A 19,459-nucleotide genomic window follows, 5' to 3' on the forward strand; every position below is an offset into this window, starting at 1 on the left:
CGATGTCCTTCAAGCACTTTATCCAAATCACCAAACCGGGGATCATTTTCGGTAACGTGCTTTCTGTGGCAGGCGGGTTCTTCCTGGCCTCGAAGGGGCATTTCGATCTTGCCCTGTTCCTGGCCGCGGTAATCGGCACCTCCCTGGTGGTAGCGTCCGGTTGTGTGTTCAACAACTGCATCGACCGCGACATTGACATCAAGATGGACCGCACCAAGAACCGCGTACTGGTTCAAGGCCTGATCTCCCTCAAGGTGGCACTGGTTTACGCCACCTTGCTGGGGGGCGCCGGCCTGTACCTGCTGTATCGCGTGGCCAACCCGCTGGCGGCACTGTTCGCCGCGATCGGCTTCGTGATCTACGTCGGTCTGTACAGCCTGTACTTCAAGCGCAAGTCGGTTCACGGCACGCTGATTGGCAGTCTGTCGGGTGCGATGCCGCCGGTCATCGGCTATGTAGCTGTGAGCAACAGCTTCGACATGGCCGCTTTGACCCTGCTGGTGATGTTCAGCCTGTGGCAGATGCCGCATTCCTACGCCATCGCGATCTTCCGCTTCAACGATTACCTGGCCGCATCGATTCCGGTGTTGCCAGTGAAGCGCGGGATCAAGGTTGCCAAGAAGCACATCCTGCTCTACATCCTCGCGTTCCTGATCGCGACCCTGATGCTCACCCTCGGCGGTTACGCCGGCATGAGCTACATGGCCGTGGCAGCTGCGATGGGCATGTACTGGCTGTACATGGCGTGGACGGGCTACAAGGCCGTCGACGACAAGGTCTGGGCACGCAAGCTGTTCGTGTTCTCGATCTTCACCATCACCGCCCTGAGCGTCATGATGTCCCTGGATTTCAAAGCGCCTGCCGAGTTGTTGCTGACTTACGCGCATTGATTTAGCCAGACCCGAAAAAAACCCCGCCTTCGAAAGAAGCGCGGGGTTTTTTTTGTTTGTGATTTGTTGTGTGGCAAGTGGAGTGCGTAGTCATTTCCTACATAGTCTGAGGGGATAACCCTGCATTATTTAAAATTTCCCGGTGATCCAATATGCCCGCCGAATTCAATTTATTGAGTATCGGGCAAGTAAAAATCAGGAGCATGTTGTGCAGAAAGTTTTATTAAAAAACGCCCGGTCAACAAGGCGCAAACAAGGCCAAGGTGAACCTGAATGCGGGTAGAGCCCCCAAGTTCGACCGTAAGGACATGGTGTATTCCACAAACAACAAGATTCAGGACGGCCAATGGCACGAACTTGGGCTGAGTCGCACCAATATGGGCATCGGCATCGGCATCGGCAACGCCAAGGCGGAAACGTCATATGAGTTTGTTTTGGACAAAATGGGTGCAGCCCCAACGTGCTGGACTGAAAGGTTGGGGTTCTGAATAGATTGTCTTGAGCATGATGTAGTGTTGGTTTTGCTGATGGGCTCTTTCTTGCTGGACTATTGCCAGCAAGAAAGAGTGTGTCGCAACAAGGTGGGAGTTAATGGCTTCGTGCACGATTTGATCTGTGTCTCACTGAAAGGAGTCAGCAAATATTACCGTCATGAAGGTCAGCCCCATTCCATTATCGCCGGGGTGACCTTTGAGGTTGGCGCAGGGCAAAGCTGCGCCATTATCGGTCAGTCAGGTTCAGGTAAAAGCACACTGCTGAATATTATCGGCCTGCTGGATTTTGCCGATGCCGGGGAATATGTGTTTATGGGGCGCCCGGTTGCGAAAGCCCGGAGTGATGAACTGGCAACACTTCGAAAAATGACAATGGGTTTTGTCTTTCAGCATTTCAATTTGATACCGCGCTTGAATGTTATTGAAAACGTTGCCTTGCCGCTTCGTTACCGTGGTCTCGATCGCGCATGCTCTCTGAAACGCGCCATGTCCGAGTTGCAGCGTGTTGGGATGGCCCACCGCGCCAGTTATAAACCCGCCGAGCTGTCTGGTGGGCAAAAACAACGAGTGGCCATTGCCCGTGCTCTGGTAGGGCAGCCTTCGCTGATTTTGGCGGATGAGCCGACTGGAAGCCTGGATAGCCAGTCGTCAGGCGACATCCTGGACCTGTTGTTGTCGATTCAGAAAGAGCAGGGCGTGACGTTATTGATTGTGACCCACGACATGAGTGTTGCTCAGAGAATGCAGCGCCAGTTTGTAGTGCATAACGGCCTCGTTGAGGAACTGCAAGCGTGATGCGTCTGGCAGGGTCAAGACAAGTGGTGGGGGATGCGATTGACACTTTTCGGACATTGGGCAAGCGCACGGTGTTGGCGTTGCTGGGAATTGTCATTGGCAGTGCCTCGATTGTCGCCATCCTTAATATCGGTTTTAACGCCGGGCAAGAGGCCACTCGGATATTTCATGACATGGGCGTCGATACCCTTGTTGCGAGTCTGAACAACGATCGGGGTGTTGACGATTCCTTGTTATCGACAGAGGTCGAGAAAATACGTTCATTGAACCTGCCCGGCCTGGTGATTTCCCCGGTTGCGCAAGTTTCAGTCAAATTGACTTTCAATCATCACCCGGTTGATGCGCGGGCGGTAGGTGTTGAACCAGCGGTCACTTCAATCCTGAAGTTGCCAATAAGGCGTGGGCGCTTCTTGCATGCTTTGGACACTGCTGAAAATGTTGTCGTGTTGGGGCACGCGGTGGCCACGTCACTGGGTGATCGCGGTATTGCTGTTGAGCCGGGAGAGTGGGTGAGAATCAACACTTATTTATTCAGGGTTGCAGGTGTTTTGCAGCCAGCCGAGGCGTCGATGATCAGCCCCGTCTTGACCGATCACTCGGTATTTATGCCGTTCGCGGCCCTGGCGCGTGTGGCTCAAAGTAGCAATGTCAGCACGGTACTGGCGCGTGTTCTGCCCCCGCTTGACAGTAGCGAAGGCGCTTCCCGGGTATTTGAAGGCTTGAGCCACGCATTTAAAACACGCCGCGTGGAAATGACAGTGCCGCAACAAATGATCGACGCGATGGCGCGACAGAACAAGACGTTTGAATATCTGTTGCTGGCATTGGGCGTCATTACTCTGGTTGGGGCTGGCGTTGCAGTCATGAATGTTATGTACATGAACGTCTGCGAACGGCGCAACGAAATAGGCTTGCGTATGGCCATTGGTGCGCGCGGGCAGGATATACGCAATCTTTTCCTTATTGAGGCACTTGCCTTGAGTGCAATGGGTGCCCTGTCGGGAGCGTGCTTGGGAATAGTGCTGGCCTGGCTTTATGCCGTGATCTCGCAATGGACATTCGAGTTGTCGATGGTGTCCATCCCCTTGGGGGTTGGCAGTACGTTACTGGTAGGGGTTTTGTCAGGATTGAAGCCCGCCCTGGCCGCCTCTCGGTTGACCCCCGTCGAGGCACTGCGTGTTTATTAAATGCTCAGCACTGGTCAGTGGCGCATGTTATGCGGTGTTGATTTCAGACCTCACTATTGCGGCTGTCAGCCAGGTTCAAGGCAGTGCCTCCCGCTTTACAGAGTCACAGGGGGCGTCGTTGAGCCAGCATTCAATGGATATGTCGTTGAATGAAGCTGTGTCGCTGGGCTTGCGGCGTAACTACAACATCAGAAGCCTCAAACTCCAGCGTGCAAGGGAGAAGTTCGATCTGTATGTCACTGAAGGCATGTTCAACCCCAAATTGAAACTCAGTGGTGAACACCGGCTGGCCAGGGGCAGTGCCGACCGTAGTCGCACGACCCGTATTGCGCCTGCGGTGAATCTGTTGGGCGAGTATGGAACCAACGTTGAACTCGGTTGGAACCAGCGGTTCAGTACCACTAAAAAAACGGGCGAGCTAAACAGCGAGGGGCTGGGGCTGACGGTCATTCAACCTTTACTCAGGGGGGCAGGTAAAGAGGTGACTTCGGCGCCCTTGCGGCTCGCCCATTTGACTGAGCAAGTCAACAAACTGAACGTGAAGTCCAGCGTCTCTGAAACCCTGTACCAAATAGTCTCGGCCTATCGTGCCCTGATGAAGTCCCAGAACCAGGTAGTCCTTGCTACGAATGCACATAAACGAGCCGTTTCGCTGCTGGCGGTCAACGGGTTGCTGATCGCGTCAGGCCGCGTCGCCAAATTTGATGCTGTGCAGATTGAGGCTGACATCGCGACACAGGAATTGGCAGTAGAAGAAGCAAAAAACCAGCAGCAGGCCAGTCGATTGCTGTTGCTCAAGTTGCTGGCCCTTGACCTGTCTACGCCGATCCGTGCCAGTGACAGCCTGAAGGTGGTCAGGCTTGAAATCGATCAGGACACCGCGTTAAGGCTGGCCCAAGCCAATCAACCGCAGTTCCTGTCGACGTTGTTGCAGAGTGAACAGGCCGCTCTGAACCTGTTGCTTGCCCAGGACAAGTCTCGCTGGGACTTGTCCCTGGAGGCCGGTGTCAACCAGTTGAATGAACAGCGCGGCAGCACGGGCGCCAACCGCGCATGGGACAGCTACACGGGTTTGAAGCTGGAGATCCCCATTGGTGATCGCAGCAGCAAGCAAGGCGAGGTTCATGCTCAAACGCTGCTTGAGCAGCAAAAGTTGCTTGAGGAACAGGCGCTGCTTGAGTTGAAAACCCGAATCACTGACGCGATCCGAGGTTTGGACACTTTGTGGCGCCAGCTCGAAATTTCGCAGCGCGTCATTGATCTGTCTAAACGAAAGCTGGCCATTGAAACAGAAAAGCTGAATGCCGGGCGATCCACCAATTTTCAAATTATCAGCTTTGAAGCGGACTTGCGGGCGGCTGAAGATTCCAACCTGAATGCGCAGATGTCATATCTGGACGCCAGGGCGCAGCTGGACCAGCTGTTGGGGGTGATGTTGGAACACTGGGAGATTTCCCTTGAACCCTTTTAAAGGCGGCACATGTCTGCGAACACTTGGCGCGCGCTCGGGGCGATGGAAATACCTGGTTGGCGTTGGCCTGGTGGTTGTCGCGCTGTTGTTGTTGTTGTTGTTGTTGTTTTGCCTGCCGAAGGCACCTGACGACGAATCTTCGTGGGTGTCTGTCACCCGCCAGAAGCTGGAGCATGAAATCGGTCTGGTGGGAAAAATAGAACCAATGGACGCCGTCATTATCAATGCGCCTTTTGAAGGTTCTGTTCTGGCCAACGAGTTGACTCCGGGCATGCAAGTCGAGAAAGGACAGGCCTTGTTGTCATTTGATCCTGCGTTGCTTGAAATCAAGATCAGGGATGCACTGGCTAACAAGTTGAAGGCGCAGCAGAACGTTGAGTCTTACCGCCGCTGGGCTACAGGCCCTGATGTGAGGCGAGCGAAGCAGGCGCTCAGGGTTGCCGAGTTGAGCATGCAAAATCTTGAGTTGGAGTATTCGAACGTTGAGGCGTTGTATCAAAAAGGCATCGTCCCCCGTAACGAGCGCGACACCCTGGAGCAGCAACGCTACCTGCAATCACTTGAGCTGGTGGCCGCTCAGGCCGAACTCGAAAATGTGCTGGCTGTCGGTGTTGGAGAGGCCCGCACGATTGCAGATATGGAGTACATGAATGCTTCGGTTATCCACGAGCAACTAAGCCAATTGCTGGAAAAGAAAACGCTCTATGCGCCGTTTTCTGGTGTTGTTCTTTCTGTGGGAACGCCGCAGGCAACGGGAGCAGAAGCCGGGGTGCTGCAACAGGGCGCTTCTTTTACCCAGGGCTTGCAGGTGCTCAAGCTGGCCAATATGGAAGGACTCAAAGTGGTAGCCCAGGTCTCGGAAGTCGATGTGGGCAAGTTCTCCCTGAACCAGCCAGTCATCATCTCCGGTGATGGTTTTTCGGGTCAGCCATTAGGCGGTTTTATAAGCGCCATCAGTCAACTTGCCATTCAGGATGAAAATGCCGGTGCTGCAGCAAGGTTTCCGATCACCGTCACGCTGACCTCAACGTCAGACAATGATCTCCAGAGTGTCAGGTTGGGCATGAGTGTGCATATGACGATTGTGACCTATAGCAACGACAGCAGTTTCATCATCCCCCATGCGGCCATAGTGAAGGACGGTGACACGCTGTTTGTAGAGCACCGCGACGGGCTTGACGCCCCGGTTGTGCGTCGAGCCGTGACCACAGGCCAGTCCACCGTCCAAGGCGTTGAAGTGTTCGGTGTGACTTCGGGGTTTGTTCGTGTCAGGTAGTCACTTGCAGGAGCGGGGTTACCCGCTCCCACCGGCGCATCACGCCGTGCGCAGCTTGCCCGCCGGTAACACTGGCAACACATTGGCCAGCCCGGCCGCCACCCCGTAAGGGCGCAGCACACTGAACAATAACCCGCTCGCCAGCAGGTAACCGCCGGAGCAGATCACCAGTGACCAGCGCAAGGCATTGACGCCCATTAGCGGGGTCAGGTGGTCGCTCAGCACGCCCACGGCCAGCGGCCCGAAACCCGCACCGATGGCCATGATCCCGAAGTTATAGAGGGCGATCATGGTTGCGCGGCGCTCAGGTACTACCAGTTGGGCAATGGCGGTGTAGCTTGGTGCCATCCACCACATGCCGAATACCGACATGCCGAACATGAATACCGTGGCCTGTGGTACTTGCAGCGCACCCAGCGTCCAGGGATGACCGGCCGGGTACAGCGCGAAGGCCATCGACATCGGCAGTGCCAGCAATGCGCCGACAATAGGCACGCCCAATTGCCAGCGGCTGTCGCGCCGGGCCAGATGGGCACTCAGCCAGCCGCTGGACAGTGAACCGATAATGGCCCCCGGGCCAGCCGCCAGGCCCATGATGATGCCCGCATCCTTGAGCGTTAGCCCGTGGCTGCGCACCAGGAACGCCGTGCTCCAGATACTGAACGCATAACTGGCAAACGCCAGCAGCGCGCCGGCTATGGCTATGCGCACAAAGGTCTTCGACTCCCAGGCCACGCGCATCACTTGCATCACGCTTTCATGGGGTACGGCAGGGCGCGCCTCGCGGGCTTTTTCCCATAGACCGCGCAAGGGTTCGGCAGCCGTAAACCGCAGTAACAGCGCGGCAGCGATGCCCGGCAACGCCATCCAGATAAAGGCTTCGCGCCAGCCGTGGTAGTAAGCGATATAGGCGCCCAGGCTCATGCCCAGCAGTGCGCCGATAGGGGCTCCGAGCATAAATACACTGATGGCCTTGGAGCGCTGATGGGGCGGGTAGAGGTCGGCGATCATCGACATCGACGCCGCACCGCTGCCCGATTCCCCCACCGCCACGCCAATACGCGCCAGGGCCAGGGTCCAGAAGTTACTGGCAAAGCCGCAGAGCATGGCCATCACGCTCCAGAATGCGCAGCACCAGCCGATCAGGTTGCGCCGGTGGCCACGGTCGGCAAACCGCCCCAAGGGGATCGCAAACAGGCAGTAGACCAGGGCAAAGGCCAACCCCGTCAGCAGGCCGATCTGGGTGTCGGAAACGTGAAACTCGGCTTTGATCGGCTCAATCACAACGCCCATGACCTGGCGGTCGATCAGGCTGACCGCCGAAATCAGGAACAACACAAACAAGGTGTAATGACGGCGAAATCCAGAGATGTGGGTGTTCATCATTTCAATCCCATCGAGCAATGTTCATTGGTTGCGTGGCTTACAGCGGTGCGCGTCGATCAGCCCAGGGGCTGGCCTGCTCGAGTTGCCCGGCCAATTGGAACAACAGGTCCTCACGGCACCAGCCGGCGCTGAACATCATGCCGATGGGCAGGCCTTCGCGGCTGGTGCCCAGCGGCACCGACATGGACGGTTGGCCGCTGACATTGGCCAGCACGCTGTAGCCGATGCTGCCGACGACGCCCTGGATGTAGTGCGGGTAATCCTGAGCCAGGCTGGCCACTTCCAGCTCGGGGGTGACCTGCGAGGTGACCGGGCTGAGCAGCAGGTCATAGTCGTCGAACAGGTGTTCCATGCGGCTGCCGATCAACTCGAAACTGCGTCGGGCACGGTACAGGTTTTCGGCGGTCGCGGATGCGGCGTTGTTCACCAGATAACGGCTGACGGGCTCCAGTTCGTCGTCATGCAACGGACGGCCCAGGACGGTTTCGCGATCACGCACGGCGGCCAGCAACGCGGCCGCGCCAACGGCCCCGTGAGCGCCGTAGACCTGCTGCGGGTCGACGGGCAGGGTCACGGGGTCGACCCGGTGTCCGAGGCCCAACAGCAGATCAACAGTTGTGTGCAAAACGCTGCGGATATCGGCGTCCAGTTCCACGCCGGTCATGGCTTGCTCGACCACGCCGATGCGCAATGAACCGGGGCTGCGGCGCACCGCCTCGCTGAAGGTCCCGGCCTGTGGCGCGAGCCAGTAGGGGCTGCCTTTTTCATGGCCGTGGCTGACGTCCAGGAGCAAAGCCGAGTCGCGCACGCTGCGTGACACAACATGGCCGCAGCTGGCGCCGAACCAGCCTTCGAAGGTATCCGGGCCTTGCGGGGTGCGATAGCGCGTGGGCTTGAGACCAAACAGGCCGCAATACGACGCCGGAATGCGGATCGAGCCGCCGCCGTCGGTGGCATGGGCCACGGGCACGATACCGGCGGCCACCGCTGCCGCTGCACCACCCGATGAGCCGCCAGCGCTGTGGGCCAGGTTCCACGGGTTGCGCGTCTGGCCCCACAGTGAGGACTCGGTGGTGGTGGTCAGGCCGTATTCGGGGCTGGTGGTCTTGCCGAAAATCAGCATTCCGGCGGCCTCGTAGCGCTGCACGATGGTGCTGTTGCGCGTTGCCGGCGGCGCGTCGGCAAGCATGCGCGAGCCGTTGGTGGTGGTCGTGCCGGTCAGGTAAGTGTTCAAGTCCTTGAGCAGCATCGGCACGCCGGCCAGTGCTCCCAGTTGTTCGCTGCCAGCATGGTGGCGGGCGCGCAGTACGCTGTCGGCATGTTCGTCGTGGCGCATGTTCACGGCATTGATCTGCGGGTTGACCGCATCGCAGCGCGCCTGGGCGGCGCTGAGCAGCATGCGGGTGGTCAGCTCGCCGGTTTTGACCGCATCGGCCATGGCCGTGGCATCCAGCGCCAGGTAGTCATTGGTGGACAGTTGATAACGTTCATCGCTCATGTGTACGACCTCGCATTAGCACCTGGGCTGCGCTGCAAAGGGCCAGGTGACGGCTATAACGGTTGGGGGCTGGCGCTTTAAAACAGGAAGTTCAGCGATTCCTGCAGCAACAGGGCGTCGGAATGGATGGGCGTGAACACCGGATTTTTGGTGTAGGTCAGGCCGCTGATCAAGTACACGCCGGGGATCAGGCGGGCGGCATATGAAGCGGTGACCGCCAGGGTGTAGGGCGCTGCTTCCAGGCCGTAGCTCCTGGTGACGTCACGCAGATCCTTGCTGTAATAACTCTTGGTCAGGCCCACGGCGGCCATGTCGGCCGGGCGGCTGGCAAAGGGGCCGACATTGAAGGCACTGACCTGGAAGGCCTTGTTGATGGCGTTGACCGAGTCCGGCGAGTAATCGAGTTTGCTGTCCAGGTACCAGCCGCGGGCATCGCCGTAGGGCTTGGTTACCTGCACGGTTTCGGCCAGGTACACGCCGTAGTTGTTGTCCGATTTCTCGCCGGTGGTGAATTCGGTGTAGTGGCTGGTGTTGTACATGGCGCCTGCGCGCAGCCACATGGCGTTGGAGTTGGCCGACGGCGCCTGCTTGTAGCCGAACTCGTTGATCAGCATGGCGCGGGCATCGGGCACCTTGAGGCGCAGGCCGCTGGGGTTGAGGTCGACGTCCTTCTGGATGCCTTCGGGGCTGACGCTGCGGGTCAGGGCGGTGCTGTTGTAGAAGCGCAGCGACGGGTCACGCACGATCACGTTGACGGTGGGCGTCGGTTCGGTGGCCGACATGCCGACCTGGAACGGCACCACGCTGCTCGGGCCCAGGGCGGCGGTCGAGGCGCTGCCGCCCAGTGCCATGCCGTAGAACAGGCGCACGCCGGGGATAAAGCCGTATTCCAGTTCCAGCTGGTGATTGAAAAAGGACTGGTTGATGGCGAATACCGACACGGTTTTGACCCGCGGATTGGCCGGGGTGTAGGTCGAGTCCACCCAGTTGCCGGCCAGTGTCAGTTGCGCGTCATTGGCAAAACCGATGCGGGTCAGGTCGTAGGTCAGGTACAGGTTGAGCGAGGTGTTATAGCTGGGGTTCTGGCCGTTATACACCTGCTTTCTGGCGTTGTTGCCCAATACGTCATAGGTGTAGCCGTTATAGGAGGTGGCGGTAAAACCGATGCCATGCTCGGCCAGCTCCTTGCGCAGCCCCCACAGGTCGGGCTTGATCCGCGCGCAAATAGGCACGTTCTTGAAGGCCAGTTCGGCGCGGGTCAGCAGCTTTTCATACTGGGCACATTCGGGGGCAGCGGGCGTGTCGGCTGCCAGCGCATGCTGGGTGAAAGCGAAGGCGGCAAGGCTGACGGCTAACGGATACTTTGCGTAAAACATAGTGAGAGTTTCCCATCCTTAACGTTTTGTTTTCAGGACGACGCCAAGTGCTTTGGTGGTCAGCAGTAGTACTGCATATCCGTGACCAGCGAATGGGGCCAGCGGGGACTATCGATAGGGCCAGGGGCTGGTCGTGCGACTACCGTGTGGGAGCCGGGCTTGTGGGAGCCGGGCTTGCCCGCGATGGGATCACTGCGGTTGGCCAGATGCACCGTGTTGCCTGCATCGCGAGCAAGCCCGCTCCCACAGGGGAATGTGGCGCAGGTGTTGTGGGAGCCGGGCTTGCCCGCGATGGGGTCACTGCGGTTGGCCAGATGCACCGTGTTGCCTGCATCGCGAGCAAGCCCGCTCCCACAGGGGAATGTGGCGCAGGTGTTGTGGGAGCCGGGCTTGCCCGCGATGGGGTCACTGCGGTTTGCCAGATGCACCGTGTTGCCTGCATCGCGAGCAAGCCCGCTCCCACAGGGGAAGGTGGTGCAGGGGTTGTGGGAGCCGGGCTTGCCCGCGATGGGGTCACTGCGGTTTGCCAGATGCACCGTGTTGCCTGCATCGCGAGCAAGCCCGCTCCCACAGGGGAATGTGGTGCAGGGGTTGTGGGAGCCGGGCTTGCCCGCGATGGGGTCACTGCGGTTGGCCAGATGCACCGTGTTGCCTGCATCGCGAGCAAGCCCACTCCCACAGGGGAATGTGGTGCAGGGGCAATGCAGGCGCTGTTGTGGGGCAAATGGCTTAGCCGCGCACAACCGCAGGTCGTTTTGCGTGGGCGTTGATTACCAGCCCCAGCTCGCGAATGCCGGGGGCGATCAGTTCCTGGGCGATGGAGCCAAACCCCAGGCGCAGGCAAGGCCGGGACAGGGTGTCGGGTTCGGCACAAAACGCACTGCTGGGGTCAAACAGCACGCCCTTGGCCAGCCCCGCGTAATACAAGCTCAGCAGGTCGTGTTGGCCCGCCAGTTGTAGCCACAGCGTGGCACCGCCGCTGGGCATGACGAAATCGGCATCCGGCAGTACTTCACGCAAGGCCGTGGCCATTGCTGCTGCACGCAGTTGCAGTTTTTCCCGGGCCTGTTGCAGCAGCCGGTCGTAGTGGCCCTGCTGGATAAACAGCGCGGCGGTGATCTGGTTGTTGCCCGGGATCTGGCGAATCATCAGCCGTTGCAGCTGGCGCAGTTGTTCGATGACCGGCGCCGGGGCGACGATGAAGCCGATGCCCAGCCCCGGCGACAGCAACTTGGACAAACTGCTGAGGTAGATCACCCGCTCCCCCGGATCAGTGGCCTTGAGCGCTGGCAGGGCGCGGCCGTCGTATTCGGTTTCGGGGTCGTCATCGTCCTCGAAAATCACTTGGTCGTGCACTTGCGCATGGTCAAGCAATGCCTGGCGCCGCCCCAGGCTCATGGTCACTCCGGTGGGGCACTGATAACCGGGAGTGCAATACAGGTAATCGCAAGCCGCCAGTGCCGGTGATATCTGTAACCCGTGTTCGTCGACAGGCAACGAGACTATTTGCGCACCGTCGTGGGCAAAGGCATTGCGCGGGTCGCGAAAGCCCGGTTCTTCAACGCCAACCACGCTGCCGGGGCGGGCAAACAGGCGCGCCAACAAGTAAAAACTTTGCTGGCGGCCCAGGGTCAGCAGCACTTGATCGTGGGTGGCCGCAATTCCGCGGCGCGGCAACACACGGCGAATCAGTTGGTCGATCAACTGGCTGGCACCAACGTTTTCGCCTTCCTGCCACCAGCGATCCACGGCTTTCAATTCCAGTGCCTGGCGGCTGCACTGGCGCCATTGCGTGAGGGGGAACTGCCGTGGGTCGAACTGCCCGTAAATAAACGGATAGCGCACTTCGCGCCAGGTGGGCGGGCGGTCCATAAATACCACCGGGTTACGCGGCAGGTGCATGCGCGATGCCCAGTCAGGTGGCTGCGCGGGGTGCTCGGGCAGCGGCCGGGTGTCCTGGGTGGGAGTGATGGCGGCGCCAACAAAAAAGCCGTCACGGGGCCGCGAATCCACATACCCTTCGGCCACCAACCGTTCGTAGACCAGTACCGCGGTGTTGCGCGAAACCCCGGTCAGCATTGCCAGATCACGGCTCGACGGCAGCCGCGTACCGCCGGGCAAACGCCCGTCGAGCATGGCCGTGACAAACGCCGTACACAGTTGCACCTGCAGCGGCTCATCGTGCTTGCGCACTTTGGGCAGCAGCTGGCGCCACATCAAATCGTGCTGGCTGGAGCGCATGGGTTATCCGGGAGTCAGGTCGGGGAGCGCCACCCTAACCCAAGACTCTTTTGCAGGGCTATGTAGTCCTTGATCAACTGACCGTCACTGTGAACCCGGTCCTGTTCGGCGCGGTAGCGGGTGCGTTCGGCATCCAGCCAGTCGAGCACGCTGCTGGTACCGGCGCGGTAGCGTTGTTCGGTCAGGGCCGATGCGCGTACGGCGCTGGTTTCGACCCGGCCCAGGGTGGCTCGGCGCTGGCGCTCATTGCCGTAACGGGCCAGCGCCACATCGGCATCGCGCAGGGCGTTGAGCACGCTGCTGCGGTATTTGGCCAGGGCTTCGTCGCGGCCGGCTTCAGCCTGTTTGACCTGGGCCTGCACACGGCCAAAATCCAGCCAGTTCCATTGCAAGTACGGCACCCCCAGTGCGCTGAAGTTGTCCTTGCGCAACAGGTGGCCCGGAGCGCTGGCGCTGAAACTCAAAGAGCCGAACAGGCTGACCTTGGGGAAGGCGGCTGCCTTGTGTTCGCCAATTTGCGCCGTACTGGAGGCCAGCCGGCGCTCTGCGGCGCGGATGTCGGGGCGCTGTTGCAGCAACTGCGCCGGGTCGCCGATATTGACGGTTGCGGGCAGTGTCGGCAGCGGCGTGTCGCGGCCTAACCGGGTGTCGAGGGCACCGGGTTCCAGGCCACTGAGCAGGGCCAGTTCGTCGAGGGATTCGACCACTTCAAGCTCCAGGGCGATGGACGCGGCGCGGGTGGTTTCGACCTGGGTGGCGATGCGTTCGCGGTCCAGTTCCGAGGCGGTACCCTGGGCCAGTCGTTGCTCGGTAAAGTCCAGCAACTGGCGTTCAAGCTGCTCGGACTGGCGGGCGATGCGCAGGCGTTGTTGCTGGTCGCGCAGACCGATATAGGCCTGGCCCACTTCGGCGGCCAGTTGCACATGGGCATCGGCCATGTCGGCCTGCACCGCGTCGGCTTCGGCATTGGCAGCCTCGACCGCCCGGCGGCTGGCACCGAAAATATCCAGCTCCCAACTGGCGTCAAAGCCGCTCAGGTACAGGTGGGTGGCATCGGTCTGGCTGTCTCCCGAACCGGTGTACAGCGCTGCCGCAGTGGCCGAGCTTTTGGGCAGCAGGTTGCTGCGTTTTTCCGCCAGCCCGGCGCGGGCCTGGCGCAGGCGTGCGGCCGCTGCTTGCAGGTCGGGGCTGTTGCCCAGCGCGCTGTCGATCAGTTGGTCTAGGGCCGGGTCATTCAGGTCGCGCCACCAGTCGGCAACCTGCGGGGTTTGCGCCTGTGTGCCAGCTACCTGACGGGCAAACGCCTTGCCTTGCAGTTGGCTGTCGGGCGCCGCGTTGTAGTCCGGCCCCAGGGTGCAGCCCACCAGCAGCAACGGGCACAACAGGCTCAAGGGTTTGCAAGCGATCATGGTCAGTGTCCTGTGCTCAAGGGCGTACCGGCAGGCGGTTTTTTCAGAAAGAGGGCGAGGGGCAGGCACAGCAGCAAGGCGATACCGAGCACATAGAAGGTTTCGCTGTAGGTCATCACTTGCGCCTGCACCTGAATCTGCCCGGCCAGTTGGCTCAGGGCCTGGAGCTGGGCATGGGCGAGGTCGCCGTGGTCGGCGAAAAAGCCCTGGGCGGACGCGGCCAGATGAGTTTGCGCTTCGACCGATTGCACGCTCACGGCGTCGCGCAGGGTGGCGTCATGAAAGCTACTGCGCCGCTCGATAAACGTGCCCAGCAGCGCCAGCCCCACCGAGCCGCCGAGGTTGCGCGCCATGTTGTAAATACCCGCAGCCTCACCAGCCTCGTGGGCCGGCACGCAGCTCATGGAGGCCTGATTGAGCGGCATCATCGCCATCACCTGACCCAGGCCCAGCAGCAGTTGGGTGCGGGTGAAGTTGTCGCCCACGCTGTCGGCGGTCAGCCCCATTGCCAACAGGCAACTGCTGGCCAGGCAACCGAGGCCAAGCATGACCATGATGCGGGTATCCACGCGGCCGATCAGGCGCGGCAAAACGGGCATCATCAAAAACGCGGGTAAACCTGACATCAGCATCACCGCGCCGGATTGCTGGGCGTTGAAACCGGCAATCTTGCTCAAGAACTGCGGCAGCACAAAGGCCACGCAATACAGCCCGCAGCCCACCACAAAGACGATGGCAATCACGCTGGCAAAGCGCGGATTGAGCAGCAGTTTGAGACGCACAATCGGCGTCTTCGACAGCTTCTGTGCCACCAGCAACAGGGCGATGCCGGCGACCGCCAGCAGGCTCAGCCCGCTGATGTGCGAGGACTCGAACCAGCGTTCGCGATTGCCTTCTTCCAACACCACGGTAAGGGCGCTCAGGCCCACCGTGAGGCCAATGATCCCCAGCCAGTCGGCCTTGATAAACGCCTGCCAGTCGCCCGCGGTTTTGTTCAGGCCCTGGCCGAGCATCAACAGCAGCAGCGCACACACCGGGATGTTCAGGAAGAAGCACCAGCGCCAGCTGAAGTTCTCGGTCAGGGTGCCGCCCAGTACCGGTCCCAGCAGCGGCCCCAGCAGCACAATCAAACCGAACATCGTCATGCCGATGGGCATCTGATGGCGCGGCAAGCGGGTCGCCACCAGCACCTGGGCTGTTGGGATCATGGCGCCCCCGGCAAAACCCTGGCCGAGCCTGCCGATAATCATTTGCGGCAGGGTTTCGCTGATGCCGCAGAGGATCGAAAACAGGCTGAACAGGATTGCATTGCCGATCAAAAAATTGCGCAGGCCGAACACCCGGGTCAGCCAGGCGGTCAGTGGGATCATGACGATTTCGGCCATCAGGTAGCCGGTGGAAATCCATGTGCCCTCGGTGCCCGATGCGCCGATCTGGCCCTGGATCTGCGGCAGGGCCGAGTTGGTAATGGAGATATCCAGCGTGGCCATCAAGGCCCCCAGGGCCCCGGCAAACACCACGATCCAGTCGCTGGTGCTGGCATTGGCCCGGGGCGGCTGCAGCGCTGCGGATGCAGCGGCCGCACTAGCCACGACGGGTGTCGACGTCGACAGTGGCCGACAGCCCCGGCAGCCACTCGATGCCGGTTTCAGGCGAGGCGTTCAGGCGAATGCGCACCGGTACCCGCTGCACGATCTTGGTGAAGTTGCCGGTGGCGTTGTTGGACGGCAGCAACGCAAATTGCGAACCGGTACCCGGGGAGAGGCTTTCGACTACGCCTTCAAACTGGACTCCGGGCCAGGCATCGATATGCACCGCCACGGCCTGCCCGGGGTGCATACGCTCGATCTGGGTTTCCTTGAAATTGGCGGTCAGGTACACCTCATCGAGCGGCACGATAGTCATCAGCCGTGTGCCGGGTTGCAGATATTGGCCAACCCGCACCGAACGGCTGCCGACGCGGCCGGCCAGAGTGCTGTAGACCACGGTGTCCTGTTCATCGAGCTTGCTTTGGCGGGTGCTGGCCTGGGCACTGGCCAGTTGCGCGCGGGCCTGTTCAATGGCTGCGCGTTGGGTTTGCAACTGGCGCTGGGCAACGTTGAGCGCTGCCGCCTGGGCAGCCCGCCGGGCGCTGGCCTGACGCAGGGCGTTACGCAGCTCTGCCATGCGCTCCCGGGTTTCGGCCCCGCTTTTGGCCAGTGGCGCATAACGCTGGACCTGTGCGGCGGCGTATTGCTCGTTGGCGCTTTCGCCTTCCAGTTGCGCCTGTACCTGGGCAATCGAGGCCGAATGCTGGGCCAGTTCCGCCTCGCCCCGGGCAATATCGGCTTCGGCGGCGCGAATGGCTGCTTCGGATTTTTCCCGGGCCGCCTGATAGGGCCGGATATCGAGGCGCACCAGCGGCTGGCCGACGCTGACGGTCTGGTTGTCGCTGACATACACCTCGCTCACCGTGCCCGAGACCTTGGCGGCGACACTCAGGCTGTCGGCCTGCAGGTAGGCATCGTTGGTGCTCTCGATAAAGCGCCCCACGCTCCACCAGTGCGCCCCCCACACAGCCGCGCCCAGCAGCGCCCCCAGGCCAAGCACGCCCAGCGCCAGGGTTTTGCCAGGCCTGCGTTTGGGCCTGGCCTTGATCGATGGGTCTAGCGCCTGATGTGCGGTCATGGTGTTCTCAATTGTTAGCGGTTGTAACAATTATTACGATCGGTAAAATTATGTCAATCGATATAAATTCAGGCACACTCGCGGCTTCATCGATCAAGGAGAAGCCCATGACCACCATTCACCGGCGCCGACCTGCCAGCGAAGGCGGCTATACGTGTGGGGATGAAACCAGTGCGCGGATTATCGAAGCGGCCCTCAACCTGTTTGGCGAGCGCGGCTACGAGGGTGCCTCGACCCGCGATATCGCCGAGCTGGCAGGGGTGAATGCGCCAGCACTGAATTACTACTTCAAGAACAAGGAAGGGGTGTACAGCGCCTGCACCGAGTACATGGTGGAGCGGATCTGGGATTACCTGGCGCCGACCATCGAAGCGGCCCAGGCGTTGCTGGGCACACGGCCGGACACCGAACAATTGATCGACACCTTCTGCGCCATCCAGAGCAAGATTGCCGAGTTCATGCTGGTGTCCAACCGCACCAACAGCTGGCGCAAGTTCTATGCGCGTGAGCAGGCGGGGCTGGGGCCCAGTGGCGGGGAAGAAATGATCAGCCAGCGCATAGGCCAGCGCATCATCGGCGTCACCAGCGGGATTATTTCGCGGCTGATGGGCCCGGATGCCAGCGATGAAGAATGCATCCTGCGCTCCATGACCCTGACCGGGCAGTTGCTGCCGTTCCACCTGACCCGCACCAGCTCGCTCAAGTCACTGGGCTGGGACACACTGACGCCCGAGCGCTACGCCATGCTGATGGGCATTGTGCGTGAGCAGACGGTGACCTTGTTGCGCGGGTTGGGTGGGAGCGGGCTTGCTCGCGATGGTCTCGACGCGGTGTAGCAGGGAAACCCGCGGCGCCCGGATCGCGAGCCAGCCCGCTCCCACAACAGCCGGCTAGCCCCGGCCCTTCCACGGCACCAGTTTGCGTTCCAGCCAGCGCATGCCCAGGTCGAACAGCAGGGCCAGCGCACCGATCACCAGGATGCCCATGATCACCACATCGGTGGCCATGAACTTGGACGCCGTGAGCACCATAAAGCCCAGCCCGGCCGTGGCTGCGACCATCTCGGCGGCCACCAGGGTGGTCCAGCCAAAGCCGATGGCGATGCGCATGCCGGTCAGTATCTCCGGCAGGGCGGCAGGCATGATCACCTGCCTGAGCACTTGCCCGCGGCTGGCCCCCATCGAATAGGCGGCGTGGATCTGTTCAATGGCCACCGACTTGACCCCGGCCCGGGCGCTGAGTGCCAGCGGCGCAAACATCGCCAGGTAAATCAGGAGGATTTTCGAGCCTTCGCCAATGCCCATCCAGATCACCACCAGCGGCAGGTAGGCCAGCGGCGGCAACGGGCGGTAAAACTCCACCAGCGGGTCGAACACGCCCCGGGCGACCCGGTTGACGCCCATCAGAATGCCCACCGGAATCGCCGTTACCACTGCCAAGGCAAAGGCGCCAAACACCCGCAGGGCACTCCAGCCGATATGCGTCCACAGGCTGGCATCGGCAAACCCGTCGCGGCTCACCTCCACGATCTGCGCCCACACCGCCTGGGGCGAGGGCAAAAACAGTGGCTTGATCCAACCACCATTGGTGGCGATGTACCACAGGGCAAATACAACGATGAGGGTGCCCACACTCAGGCCCATGCTGGAGCCATTGCCCGGTGCGCCATATTGCTCGCCAGGTTTTGCCGGTGCGGCGCGGCGCATTTCGTTGAGGGTGCGCAGTACGGCATTGCGTTGTTTTTCGTCCAAAAGGCTCATTATGCCGCCTCCTCGTCACCGTGGATGATGCTCAGGATTTGCTCGCGCAGGGCAATAAAGTCGGGGCTGGACTTGACCGCGCGGGCGTCGCGGCACTTGAGGAAACGCTGGCCGAAATCCACCGCAAATTCGTGGGTGATGCGCCCCGGGCGCGGTGACATGATGATCAGCCGGGTGGCCATGAACAGCGCCTCTTCGACATCATGGGTGATAAAGAACATCATCTTTTGCGTACGCTGCCAGATCTCCAGGATCAGTTCCTGCAGGCGTTCGCGGGTCAGGGCATCCAGCGCGCCCAGCGGTTCGTCGAGCAGCAGCATCTTCGGGTCGTTGGTCAGGGCGCGGGCAATCCCGACGCGTTGCTGCATACCGCCCGACAGTTGGTAGGTGGCGTGATTGCGAAACTCCGCCAGCCCGGTCAACTGCAAGAAATGCAGGGCGCGTTCTTCGCGTTCGGCCTTGGGAATGCCGCGCAACTTGAGGCCGAAGGCTACGTTGTCGATCACGTTGAGCCACGGCAGCAGCGCGTGCTTCTGAAACACCACACCGCGTTCGGCACCGGGGCCGGTGACCTGGTCGCGCAGCTCGGCGCCGTCGATCCGCGCGGGTACCTGACCGTGATAATCGCCCAAGGTAATCACTCCGCTGCTGGGCTGGATAAAGCCGGCCATCAGGTTGAGCAGGGTGGTTTTGCCGCAGCCGGAGGCCCCGAGGGCGACAACAAAGTCTCCGGCGGCAATGTCCAGATTGACCCCGGACAGAGCCCGTACCGGCTGACCCTTCTGCTGCCCGGGGTAGAGCACCGACACATCATGGATTTTAAGGCTGAGGGGCATGGCGTGTTCCTCGTTTCAGCGTTTTGGATTCCGTAGCAGCTGCCGAAGGCTGCGTCCGGCTGCGCAGCAGTCGCAAAACCAAATTTCCGGGTGCGCCTGACACAACGAAGTACCTGACTTTACGTCTGCTTCGCAGCCGGACGCAGCCTGCGGCAGCTGCTACAGGGGTTGTA

Annotated in this window: 17 protein-coding genes; 7 read left to right on the plus strand and 10 right to left on the minus strand. The window is 60.8% G+C overall.

Annotated features, from left to right (window positions below):
• Nucleotides 1-2: 2 nt before the first annotated feature.
• From cyoE to AB3G35_RS07240, 6 genes are all read left to right on the plus strand, one after another.
• Nucleotides 3-890, plus strand: a complete 888-nt coding sequence (gene cyoE, locus AB3G35_RS07215; protein ID WP_016779557.1) for a heme o synthase — start codon at nt 3-5, stop codon at nt 888-890.
• A gap of 263 nt (nt 891-1,153) precedes the next feature.
• Complete coding sequence (locus AB3G35_RS07220; protein WP_369782425.1) at nt 1,154-1,378, plus strand: hypothetical protein; 225 nt, start codon at nt 1,154-1,156, stop codon at nt 1,376-1,378.
• A gap of 24 nt (nt 1,379-1,402) precedes the next feature.
• Nucleotides 1,403-2,179 (plus strand): ABC transporter ATP-binding protein, encoded by a 777-nt coding sequence (locus AB3G35_RS07225; protein ID WP_086795895.1) that lies wholly within the window; start codon nt 1,403-1,405, stop codon nt 2,177-2,179.
• Nucleotides 2,179-3,366: an ABC transporter permease gene (locus tag AB3G35_RS07230; RefSeq protein ID WP_016779560.1), complete on the plus strand. Its 1,188-nt coding sequence runs from the start codon at nt 2,179-2,181 to the stop codon at nt 3,364-3,366. Before AB3G35_RS07225 ends, AB3G35_RS07230 begins: the two co-directional genes overlap by 1 nt.
• A complete protein-coding gene (locus AB3G35_RS07235; protein WP_340078939.1) occupies nt 3,356-4,837 on the plus strand; it encodes a TolC family protein in 1,482 nt (493 codons plus the stop codon). The genes AB3G35_RS07230 and AB3G35_RS07235 overlap by 11 nt, the downstream gene beginning before the upstream one ends.
• The gene (locus AB3G35_RS07240; RefSeq protein WP_369782426.1) at nt 4,824-6,113 is read left to right on the plus strand and encodes an efflux RND transporter periplasmic adaptor subunit; all 1,290 of its coding nucleotides are present in this window, start codon (nt 4,824-4,826) and stop codon (nt 6,111-6,113) included. Before AB3G35_RS07235 ends, AB3G35_RS07240 begins: the two co-directional genes overlap by 14 nt.
• A gap of 39 nt (nt 6,114-6,152) precedes the next feature.
• Here AB3G35_RS07240 and AB3G35_RS07245 read toward each other — a convergent pair whose 3' ends face one another.
• The 8 genes from AB3G35_RS07245 to AB3G35_RS07280 all read right to left on the minus strand — a co-directional run bounded on the left by AB3G35_RS07245 (nt 6,153) and on the right by AB3G35_RS07280 (nt 16,690).
• Nucleotides 6,153-7,496, minus strand: a complete 1,344-nt coding sequence (locus tag AB3G35_RS07245) for an MFS transporter (protein ID WP_106116784.1) — start codon at nt 7,494-7,496, stop codon at nt 6,153-6,155.
• Between the two features lie 40 nt (nt 7,497-7,536).
• Nucleotides 7,537-8,997, minus strand: coding sequence for an amidase (locus AB3G35_RS07250; protein WP_369782428.1), 1,461 nt, complete (start codon nt 8,995-8,997; stop codon nt 7,537-7,539).
• Between the two features lie 77 nt (nt 8,998-9,074).
• Entirely contained in the window at nt 9,075-10,373 is a 1,299-nt protein-coding gene (locus AB3G35_RS07255) for a carbohydrate porin (RefSeq protein WP_106116739.1), read from the minus strand.
• A gap of 59 nt (nt 10,374-10,432) precedes the next feature.
• Nucleotides 10,433-11,017: a hypothetical protein gene (locus AB3G35_RS07260; RefSeq protein WP_203304443.1), complete on the minus strand. Its 585-nt coding sequence runs from the start codon at nt 11,015-11,017 to the stop codon at nt 10,433-10,435.
• Between the two features lie 85 nt (nt 11,018-11,102).
• Nucleotides 11,103-12,614 (minus strand): PLP-dependent aminotransferase family protein, encoded by a 1,512-nt coding sequence (locus AB3G35_RS07265; protein WP_196883007.1) that lies wholly within the window; start codon nt 12,612-12,614, stop codon nt 11,103-11,105.
• Between the two features lie 14 nt (nt 12,615-12,628).
• Nucleotides 12,629-14,023 (minus strand): efflux transporter outer membrane subunit, encoded by a 1,395-nt coding sequence (locus AB3G35_RS07270; RefSeq protein ID WP_369782429.1) that lies wholly within the window; start codon nt 14,021-14,023, stop codon nt 12,629-12,631.
• Nucleotides 14,024-14,025: 2 nt separating this feature from the next.
• The gene (locus tag AB3G35_RS07275) at nt 14,026-15,615 is read right to left on the minus strand and encodes an MDR family MFS transporter (RefSeq protein ID WP_369782430.1); all 1,590 of its coding nucleotides are present in this window, start codon (nt 15,613-15,615) and stop codon (nt 14,026-14,028) included.
• Nucleotides 15,608-16,690, minus strand: a complete 1,083-nt coding sequence (locus AB3G35_RS07280; protein WP_095039923.1) for an HlyD family secretion protein — start codon at nt 16,688-16,690, stop codon at nt 15,608-15,610. The genes AB3G35_RS07275 and AB3G35_RS07280 overlap by 8 nt, the downstream gene beginning before the upstream one ends.
• A gap of 107 nt (nt 16,691-16,797) precedes the next feature.
• Between AB3G35_RS07280 and AB3G35_RS07285 the strand changes: the two genes are divergently transcribed.
• Nucleotides 16,798-17,526: a CerR family C-terminal domain-containing protein gene (locus AB3G35_RS07285; protein ID WP_016779571.1), complete on the plus strand. Its 729-nt coding sequence runs from the start codon at nt 16,798-16,800 to the stop codon at nt 17,524-17,526.
• A 54-nt stretch (nt 17,527-17,580) separates the two neighbouring features.
• On the opposite strand, the gene AB3G35_RS07290 is transcribed toward AB3G35_RS07285, so the two are convergent.
• Together AB3G35_RS07290 and AB3G35_RS07295 are read right to left on the minus strand one after the other, a co-directional pair.
• Complete coding sequence (locus tag AB3G35_RS07290) at nt 17,581-18,450, minus strand: ABC transporter permease subunit (RefSeq protein WP_134049337.1); 870 nt, start codon at nt 18,448-18,450, stop codon at nt 17,581-17,583.
• Entirely contained in the window at nt 18,450-19,286 is an 837-nt protein-coding gene (locus AB3G35_RS07295) for a taurine ABC transporter ATP-binding protein (protein WP_016779573.1), read from the minus strand. Before AB3G35_RS07295 ends, AB3G35_RS07290 begins: the two co-directional genes overlap by 1 nt.
• Nucleotides 19,287-19,459: the final 173 nt, after the last annotated feature.

This window comes from Pseudomonas sp. WC2401, assembly GCF_041200115.1.
Lineage (GTDB): Bacteria > Pseudomonadota > Gammaproteobacteria > Pseudomonadales > Pseudomonadaceae > Aquipseudomonas > Aquipseudomonas fragi.